Consider the following 7,834-nt stretch of genomic DNA (forward strand, 5'->3'; position numbering starts at 1 on the left):
TCCTCCGCCTTGCGATGTACGCGCCCCAGCCCCGCTCCTTGATCCACGCCCCTATTGCCGGGCGCTCTTAACCCAGTCTGACGTTGCCATGAGACGCACGCCACCACAGCACTGGGTGCGCGAAACGACCAATGGTAACAGTGCGATTACTAAATATCGTCGCTATCGGTCGTCGGCTGGTGGCGGGCTTGCGGCTGGCACGGGCTGGCGATCCCGGCGGCTTCCGGACCTGCGTGGAGAACTGTGATCCTGATATCCCGGGCGCTCTAAAATGTGCAGCGGGTGGTCAGCTCGGTGGCGGTCAGCGCAGGCGTCGCGGGGGTCGGGCCCGCCGTTGGGACGCTGTTCCCGGTGCCTGTCCCGCCCGGTGCCGGGTTGTCTGCCGCCGTCTGGGCGGATGCCACCGCCCGCGCGTCGATGCCGTGGAAGTCGGCGCCGATCACCAGTGTGACGTGCCTGCCCGCGGACCGGTCCGCGCGCAGCTCCACTCCGGGAACCGCGATGCCCAGCGTACGTGCCGCCGCGAGCCCGGCCGGGCCGTAGCGCACCAGCGAGGTCGCTGTGTGCCTGCTCTCGGCACTTCCGACGGTCGCGACTCGGAACCCGGCCGCCGTGAGCTCTCTCGCTGCGCTGATCGCGAGCCCGTTGGTCGTGGTGCCGTTGAGGATGTCGACGGTGACCGATGCCGGTGGGAGGGCCACCGCCTCCGGCGGCGTGGGCGTACTCGTTGCCCCCGGGGCGTCAGCGGGGTTCGGCGCCGGGCCGCCGCGTCCGCGCAGCGGGGCCAGGAACGCCGCGAGCTGCTCCGGGTCGTAGAGCTGGACAGAGCCGTAGCGCCGGAGCTCACCAGCGGCGTTCGCGCCATCGGCCTGGGTGGGCTCCCGGACGGGAATCGTCTCGAAAGTGATCGCGTCGGCGGACATGTCACGCAGCCTGGTCGCGAGGTTGCGCAGGTCGCCCACGCTGGTGCGGTCATCGACGGTCAGCGCTCCCGTCGCGGCCGCGAGCAGGCTCTCCAGCTTCGCCGGATTGGCAAGCACGCCGCTGCTGGTCGCCTTCTGGAAGACGGTGCTGATGAACTGCTGCTGACGCCTGATCCGGTCGAAATCCCCGTCGGGCAGACCATAGCGCTGCCGGACGAAGGACAGGGCCTGCTCGCCGTTGAGATGGTTCTCGCCCACGACACCATGCCACTGGGACCACTCGTCGTGCAGGTTCGAGGTACTGCCATCCGGCAACGGCTGTACGCAGACGGTGACGCCACCGATGGCGTCCGTCATGGCCTTGAATCCGGCGAGGTCGATCGACACGAAATGGTCGATTTTGATGTTGGTGAGGTTTTCGAGTGTCCTGATCAGCAATGGCGGTCCGCCGATTGTGATCGCCGCGTTCAGCTTGTTACGCCCGTGTCCGGGAATAGTGACGAGTGTGTCCCGGGGAAATGACACCAATGTGGTTGTCCCGTTGGCGTCGAGGTGCGCAAGCATGGTCGTGTCGGAGCGCTGCCCGGAGATGATCTCTTCGCTCTGGTACTGGTTGCCGGTGCCCTCTCTGCTGTCGGATCCGACCAGCAGGAAGTTCTCAGTCCCCGGGGCGGCCCGCGGCGGCCGGGCTTCGTCGTCGTCAAGGCCGAGGGTCACCCTGGTGATCTGAGCGTTGAGATAGCGATAGGTGATGTAACCGGCGCTGCTCACCAGGAGAATTGACAGCGACACGACGCCCGCGAGGGCGAGGGCCAGTTTCTGGAGCAGGGAACGTTGCCGTGGGCTGTCGTCCGCCGCTGGCTCGTCCGCCGCTGGCTGGTGGGTGGACGGCGGCGGACCGGCTGGTGGGCCCGCCTGGACGTCACGTGGAGCGGTCACCGTGTCCGCACCTCCGCCCCCGCCGTGACCTGGTGCCGGTTCACGGTCATGTACGTCGTTCAGCTGTCGGTCGGTGCCGCCCGGCGAGCGCGGACGCATTCGCTGCCGCCGCCCTCATGACGGGCGTCAGCCGTGCCGTGGCCATGCGTGGTCCTGGTCGCTTGAAGGTACCCGCCAGGCGCGTGACGCATGCGCGCAGTGGTGCCCCGCCATATGGGCGAGCCATATGGCGGGGCGGCCAAAAGTAACCAAAGGCGGTGCGATCATGTCCCTTTTCATGCGTTCGGGGAGCTCGGCGGGAGCCGGCGGCCCGGCCATCCACGGTGGTTCGGCTGCCTTTCCGGCCGCCGCGGGGCGCACGGTAAGGTTCGGATCATGAAAGCTCTTGTTCTCGCGGGTGGTTCCGGAACGCGGTTGCGCCCGATCACCCACACGTCAGCCAAGCAGCTCGTGCCGGTGGCCAACAAACCAGTCCTTTTCTACGGGCTGGAGGCGATCGCCGAGGCGGGTATCACCGAAGTCGGGATCATCGTGGGAGATACCGCGGCGGAGATCGAGGCCGCTGTCGGTGATGGTTCCGCGCTGGGTATCAAAGTCACCTACATTCGTCAGGAGGCACCGCTGGGTCTTGCGCACGCCGTCCTCGTCGCGCGCGACTTTCTTGCGGACGAGCCGTTCGTGATGTATCTCGGTGACAACCTGATCATTGGTGGTATCGCCGGGTTTGTGGCGGAGTTCAGGCGCAGCGGGCCGGATGCGCTGATTTTGCTGACCAAGGTCTCCAACCCGTCCGCGTTCGGTGTGGCGGAGCTCGGTCCCCAGGGCCGCGTGATCCGCCTCGTCGAGAAGCCGGTGGAGCCGCCGAGCGACCTGGCGCTCGTCGGGGTTTACCTCTTCGGGACGGCCGTCCACGACGCGGTGCGGGCGATCAAGCCGTCCGGTCGAGGCGAGCTGGAGATCACCGAGGCGATTCAATGGTTGGTGGACCGGGGCCACGAGGTCGCGCCGCACCTGGTCGAGGGGTACTGGAAGGACACCGGGCGGCTTGACGACATGTTGGAGACCAACCGCCACCTGCTGGAGTCCCTTGAGCCGGATGTGCGCGGCATGGTCGACGAGGACAGCACGATAGTGGGCCGGGTCGTGATCGAGGAGGGCGCGTCGCTGGTGCGGTCCACCGTGCGCGGACCAGCGATCATTGGCCGCGGCACCACGCTTGTCGACTCCTACGTCGGTCCCTTCACCTCGATCTACTATTCGTGCGCGATCGAAAACACCGAGATCGAGTACTCGATCGTGCTGGAGCGGGCGACGATTCGTGGCATTGGGCGCATTGAGGACTCGCTGATCGGTCGGGATGTCGAAGTCGTTCCGTCGGATGCCCGCCCGCGGGCACACCGGCTCATGCTCGGCGACCACTCCCGGGTCTCGGTCGCCCCGACATCATGATCGTAATATTTTGGCCGGCCAGGATGTCCCGGCCGCGCTGAGAGGATCGCGTCCATAGCGGTTCATGCATAGCGGTTCATGCATAGCGGTTCGTTCATGCCGGGTGGGCACGCGGGATCGGGCGAGCATGCGGGTTGGCGGTGACCGGCCGGCGAGGTCTGCCACACTTGCCTGGTGCGTGTGATGGTGACGGGAGCCGGCGGTCAGCTTGGAGCGGATCTCTGCCGGTTGTTGGAGGCCGATGAGCGGGTCCAGGCCTGGGCGGGTCTCACCCGTGGTGAGCTCGACGTCACCGATGCTGCCCGGGTCCGGGCGGTCGTCGCGGACCAGGCTCGGCCCGCGAAGGTCCAGGGCGGTCTCGTGGTGATCAACACGGCGGCCTGGACGGACGTCGACGGTGCCGAGGCCGACGAGGCGGGTGCCTATGCCGCCAACGCCGCCGCTCCGGCGCGGCTGGCGGTCGCCTGTGCCGAGGCCGGCGCGACCATGGTGCATATCTCCACCGACTACGTCTTCGACGGCATGGCGGACAAGCCCTACGAGACCCACGACCCGGTCGCGCCGCGCTCGGCATACGGGCGGACCAAACTCGCTGGTGAGCAGGCCGTGCTGGAACTGTGCCCAGCCGCCTACGTCGTGCGGACGGCATGGGTCTACGGCGCGTCCGGGCGTAACTTCGTCCGGACGATCGCGAAGCTCGCCCGTGAGCGGGACACCCTGGCGGTGGTCGATGACCAGCGCGGGTCACCGACCTGGACGGTGGATCTCGCCGCGGGGCTGATCGAGCTCGCGGCATCCGGGGCCAGGCCGGGGATCTATCACTGCACCGGCGGTGGCGACACGACCTGGTACGGATTCGCTCGGGCGGTCGTCTCCGAACTCGGGCTGGACCCCGCGAAGGTCAGGCCGACGACGACGGGCGCGTTCCCCCGGCCGGCTCCGCGCCCGTCCTACTCGGTGTTGTCGTCCCGCTCATGGACGGACGCGGGCCTGACGCCGCCGCGCCCGTGGCGGGTTGCGCTGGCCGCGGCGTTCGCCGAGTCCGGTGACGCCCTGCGCGGGTAGCCGGGCGTTTCGCGGGTGTCGGCGGGCTCGGACAGGCGCGGGATCCGGTTCTTTGGTCCGGGACGCTACCGTTGGGGCGTGACGACCAAGACCAGCAGCTTGATCGCCCCCGCGGGGCAGGGCCGACCTGTCCTGGTCGCGGTGGCGTGGCCATATGCCAACGGCATGCCCCATCTGGGGCACATCGCCGGTGCCTATCTGCCGGCTGACATTTTCGCGCGCTATCACCGGATGGCGGGAAACCGGGTCCTCATGGTGTCCGGGAGCGACACCCACGGTACGCCGATCACTGTCCGTGCCGATGCTGACGGCGTGTCGCCGGTCGAGATCGTCAATCGTTACCATCCGGAGTTCCTGCGTATCTGGGATGATCTCGGGATCAGCTTCGACCTGTTCACCTCGACGATGACCGACAACCATCGTGAGGTTGTCCAGGAGGTGTTCACCCGGCTCCGCGAGGCCGGCTACATCACGCCGCGGGAGACCGTCCAGTTCTTCGATCCGCAGGCCGGCCGGTTCCTGCCGGATCGGTACGTGGTCGGCAGCTGCCCTTTCTGCGCCTACGGCGAGGCTCGTGGTGACCAGTGCGAGAACTGCGGCCGTACGCTTGACCCCGATATCCTGCTGGATCCGCGCAGCAAGATCACTGGTGCGCTTCCGGAGAAGCGGGCCACCACGCACTTCTTCCTGCGGCTGTCGTCCCTTGCCGATGACCTGCTGGCGTGGCTGGAAACGCGCCAGGGCTGGCGCCGGCATGTCATGAACTGGTCGTTGCAGTTCGTCAAGGACGGTCTGCACGACCGGGCGATCACTCGGGATCTTGACTGGGGTGTGCCGCTGCCCACCGACGAGCTCGGTCCGGGCAAGCGCATCTATGTCTGGTTCGAGGCGGTCATCGGCTATCTGTCGGCGAGCCGGGAGTGGGCGGCCCGGACGGGCGACCCGCAGGCCTGGCGCGACTGGTGGCAGAATCCGGACGCGGTCAGTTACTACTTCGTCGGCAAGGACAACATTCCGTTCCACACGGTGATCTGGCCCGCGATGCTGATCGGCTACGGTGGGCTGGACCTGCCGACCGACGTCCCGGCAAACCAGTACGTGACGTTCGGTGGCGCGAAGGCGTCGAAGTCCGCCGGGATCGGGCGCGGGGTCCGCGAGTACCTCGATCGGCTCCAGCCGGACGCGCTGCGTTACTCGCTGGCGACGGTGCTGCCCGAACAGAACGACACCGAGATCACGGACGCGGATATCATTCGGCGCATCAACGACGAGCTGATCGCGAACTGGGGCAATCTCGTCAACCGGGTGATGGCCCAGATCGGCAAGCGTTTCGACGGCCGGCTGCCGGCAGCCGGCGAGCTCGGCGGCGTGCACGCCGAGCTGATCGCCTCGGTGGACGCGGGCCTGGCCCGCGTCGGCGAGCTGATCGAACGCGTGGAACTGAGGGCGGCGCTGCGGGCCGCCATGGACATCTCCGGCGAGGTGAACGCCTACCTCTACCGCGAGGAGCCGTGGAAGACGGTCAAGGTTGACCCGGACCGGGCCGGGCGCAGCCTGGCCGTGTCGATTCAGGCGATCTCCGGGATCACGACCGCGCTCGCGCCTTTCCTGCCGTTCACCTGCCTTCAGCTTGCGGAGGTGCTCGGCATCAGCCTGGACCGCTGGGAACGGCAACCGGTGCCGGCTGGCACCACCCTGAGCTGGTCCGGCGCGCTGTTCACCAAGCTTGAGCCGGACGCCCTGAGCTGATCCGACCGCTGGCCGCTGCTGGCGGCAGCCAGCGGCCAGCGGCGCATGCACGCCGCGTCTCCCGCCGGACCGGCGTGGCGCGCAGGCAATGCGGCCCACGGGGGGCGGGCTGGTCCGGTTCGCCGACGTTCGCACTGCCCGTCGCCGGCGGCCTGGTGGCCGCATGATTGGGCGTACACGCTGACGCTGTTCCGCGCCTGTTGTCCGCCTGCGCCGTGTGTGCCAGGTGGCTGGATCCGTTGACTGGCGGAAAGCGGTTCTTTCGGCCGTCCGCGGAGGGCGGACGCGGTATTTTCCGGCCCGAGAACTGGTGCCTGGGCTTACCGGAACCGGCCGTACGTTCCTGTCTCCAGGCCAGTCGGTTCAGAACGTGTCGGATGACCGACACGTTCGACGACGAGCGACCGGTAATAGGGGTGCGGCGCATCCCAATCCCGCTCCTTGATCTACACCCCTGTTGCCGGGCGCTCTACGCCGTCGGGATTGTGTGACATGATGCTGATGCTTGTGATGCTGGGGGTGAGTGGTGGCGCAAGTGTTCATCAGCCATGCCAGCGCAGATTCCGCTGTTGCGTCCTCGGTCGCCGGCTGGCTGCGGCAGGAGGGGCACGAGATATTCCTCAGCGGGGATCCCGAATTCGGGATGGCCGTTGGTGATGTCTGGCGGCAGCGGCTGTTCGACAAACTGTTCCACGCCGATGCGCTCCTCGCGGTCGTGACCCAGGCGTTTCGTAAGTCGGAGTGGTGCGCGGCGGAGATCGGGGCCGCGTTGGTGACCGGTTTGCGGATTCTGCCGCTGTTGGCCGGGCCGGCTGTGTCGAGCCCCCTGCTATCGAGCGCCATCACCCAACAAGCCGTGCTGGAGGACGACGAGACGACTGCCCGCGCGCGGCTGCTGGAAGCGTTACGCCGGATGGATGGGGCCGGTGTCGCCACGTCGGCCGAGCAGGTGGTGTATCCGGGGCTGGCGGCATTCACCGCGGGGCAGGTGCGGATGTTCTTTGGGCGCACGACGGAGAGCCGCCGGCTCGCCGGACGATTACGCACGCCGACTGATTCCGCGGGCGGGGGTTTGCTGCCCGTTGCCGGCCCCTCGGGGTGCGGGAAGTCGTCACTGGTCCGGGCCGGGCTGGCGCCGTTGCTGGAGGCCGATCCGGACTGGCTGGTGCTGGCGCCGCTGGTGCCGGCGGCCAGCCCGAACACTGATCCGGGCGTGGAACTGGTCTGGCTGTTGACGTCCGCCGGTCGCGCGCGTGGCCTGCTCTGGACGGCCAGCGAGGTCGCTGACACCATCGGCCGGCCAGGAGGCATCACCCGCCTGGTTGCCGATCTCCTCGCCGCGGGGTCGGCCCGTTATCTCCTGATTATTGTGGATCAGGCAGAAGAGCTTCTGACCCGTACCGCCGACACCGAATGCCGACGGTTCGTGACGGTGTTGCTGGAGGCCACCGGAGGGCCAGTACGCGCCGTGGCGACCATCCGGTCGGACTATCTCGACCCGCTGAGGGGACTCGCGAAGGACATCGGCTTGCCCATCGGGGATCCGTTCCGGGTCACACCGCTGGAACCGGAGATGCTGCAACAGGTCATCACCAGGCCGGCGCGCCGGGCCGGCATCACCGTTGACGAGGACCTGTGCAGACGTCTGGTCGCCGACACCGGCAGCGGGGATGCGCTTCCCCTGCTTGCCTTCGTCCTGGCTGAACTGG

At 67.9% G+C, this 7,834-nt stretch carries 5 protein-coding genes; 4 read left to right on the forward strand and 1 reads right to left on the reverse strand.

Features of this window, described 5'->3' with window-relative positions; genetic code table 11:
• Positions 1-266: 266 nt before the first annotated feature.
• A complete protein-coding gene (locus MJ797_RS24270; RefSeq protein ID WP_239341622.1) occupies positions 267-1,862 on the reverse strand; it encodes an LCP family protein in 1,596 nt (531 codons plus the stop codon).
• Positions 1,863-2,237: 375 nt separating this feature from the next.
• On the opposite strand from MJ797_RS24270, the gene MJ797_RS24275 reads away from it, so the two are divergent.
• The 4 genes from MJ797_RS24275 to MJ797_RS24290 all read left to right on the forward strand — a co-directional run.
• Positions 2,238-3,311, forward strand: coding sequence for a glucose-1-phosphate thymidylyltransferase (locus MJ797_RS24275; RefSeq protein WP_239310760.1), 1,074 nt, complete (start codon positions 2,238-2,240; stop codon positions 3,309-3,311).
• Positions 3,312-3,494: 183 nt separating this feature from the next.
• Positions 3,495-4,376, forward strand: a complete 882-nt coding sequence (gene rfbD / locus MJ797_RS24280) for a dTDP-4-dehydrorhamnose reductase (RefSeq protein ID WP_239341624.1) — start codon at positions 3,495-3,497, stop codon at positions 4,374-4,376.
• A 78-nt stretch (positions 4,377-4,454) separates the two neighbouring features.
• On the forward strand, positions 4,455-6,125 hold the full coding sequence (metG, locus tag MJ797_RS24285) for a methionine--tRNA ligase (protein WP_239341626.1): 1,671 nt from the start codon (positions 4,455-4,457) through the stop codon (positions 6,123-6,125).
• 526 nt (positions 6,126-6,651) lie between these two features.
• A partial coding sequence (locus MJ797_RS24290; protein WP_239341628.1) for a toll/interleukin-1 receptor domain-containing protein occupies positions 6,652-7,834 on the forward strand: 1,183 nt, incomplete at its 3' end.

The sequence above is a fragment of the Protofrankia sp. CiP3 genome, assembly GCF_917627345.1.
Classification (GTDB): domain Bacteria; phylum Actinomycetota; class Actinomycetes; order Frankiales; family Frankiaceae; genus Protofrankia.

Bases quoted from the DNA above. Each gene is read 5' to 3' on its own strand.
- MJ797_RS24275 (WP_239310760.1), top strand. From the start codon at position 2,238: ATGAAAGCTCTTGTTCTCGCGGGTGGTTCCGGAACGCGGTTGCGCCCG.
- rfbD (WP_239341624.1), top strand. From the start codon at position 3,495: ATGGTGACGGGAGCCGGCGGTCAGCTTGGAGCGGATCTCTGCCGGTTG.